Here is a 1,162-nt window from a genome sequence, read left to right as displayed (position 1 = left end):
GCGGCCGGCCAGCGGTCCATCGACCCGAAGCTGGCCCTGGCCGCGTGGGGCGGCAGCGAGAGTCCGCTGACGACGCGGGAGACCGAGGTGCTGCGGCTGGCCGCGGAGGGCGAGGAGGCCGCGGAGATCGCCTCCCGGCTGCATCTGTCGACCGGGACCGTGCGCAACTACCTCACGACGATCGTCACCAAGCTCAACGCCCGCAACCGCGTGGACGCCATCCGGATCGCACGGGAGTCCGGCTGGCTGCTGTAGCGTCTCACGCCCGCAGGCGTACGCGATCGTTGTCGCGCACCGGTGCCACCATGCCCGCGGCGGCCAGATAGGACAGGATCTCCTCCGTCACCTTCGGGGGCAGCGGCAGCGCCGCCGACGCCGCGTGGGGCGTGACGGACCAGGCGAGCATCGCCACCACCCAGGCCGCCTCCGGCCGGTGCAGCAGGACCTGGTGCGGGGAGACCGAACTCTCCAGGGCGAAGCCGGTGTCCTGGACGGTCAGCGAAGCGTCCTCCGGCAGCCGGACGGGCAGCCGTGGCGGGAGCGGCACCGGCGAGAACGAGGCGTCCCGGGCGAGCGGTGAGACCGACAACAGCGGCCCCTTGAGGTCGTCGACGCTGAGCGTGCGCACCACGAGATGGGATAATCGGCTCACCACCGGCATCAGGACCAGGCACGTCGCCGCGCCCGAAGCGGCCTCCTCGGACCGGGAGCCGACGTTCGTCAGCAGGACCGGGCCGAGCTCCATCCGGCGCAGCGCCTCGCGGACCGCCGGGGCGGGACGGTCGATCCGCTCCGCCCCCCAGCGTCCCCTCAGCACGAGCTCGTTCTCGCCCGCCCCGTGTTCGACGACCACGTCTTCGCACAGCGACCACAGGTGCAGCACTCGGTGTGCGGTGCTTATCGACATGGCCCCTTCTCTCCCTGGCTCTGGGACGTGGTCGAGTATGCGACCCTCGTCGTTCTCGATGACAGCCACTCAGTCATGCCCGAGGCGTGAAATTTTCATATCCGTCGATCGGTTCCCGGTGGGGCGCCGGGGTTTCTAGAAGACGGATTTGCGGCTGGGCTCTTCCCGTCGGGTGAGTGCGGCGATGGCGTGGGCGGCGGAGGCGAGGGTGACGTGGCGGTGCCAGCCGCTGAAGGAACGGCCGGCGAAGTCGCG

The 1,162-nt window shown here is 70.9% G+C and carries 2 protein-coding genes; one reads left to right on the top strand and one right to left on the bottom strand.

The features are described from left to right. Positions 1–255 (top strand): LuxR C-terminal-related transcriptional regulator (locus AB0K09_RS33640; protein WP_366069177.1); only part of this gene is annotated, 255 nt, incomplete at its 5' end. A 4-nt stretch (positions 256–259) separates the two neighbouring features. On the opposite strand, the gene AB0K09_RS33635 is transcribed toward AB0K09_RS33640, so the two are convergent. Beyond that, positions 260–907, bottom strand: a complete 648-nt coding sequence (locus tag AB0K09_RS33635; protein WP_366069176.1) for an NADH oxidase — start codon at positions 905–907, stop codon at positions 260–262. Between the last annotated feature and the right edge of the window lie 255 nt (positions 908–1,162).

Origin of the sequence: Streptomyces sp. NPDC049577, from assembly GCF_040675635.1 — a bacterium.
GTDB lineage: Bacteria > Actinomycetota > Actinomycetes > Streptomycetales > Streptomycetaceae > Streptomyces.
The sequence above is the reverse complement of the archived record's forward strand: the minus strand, read 5'-3'. Positions and strand labels throughout refer to the sequence as shown.

What these genes read in the sequence shown, in the direction of transcription:
- AB0K09_RS33635 (WP_366069176.1), bottom strand. Translation starts at nt 907, where the DNA reads ATGTCGATAAGCACCGCACACCGAGTGCTGCACCTGTGGTCGCTGTGC.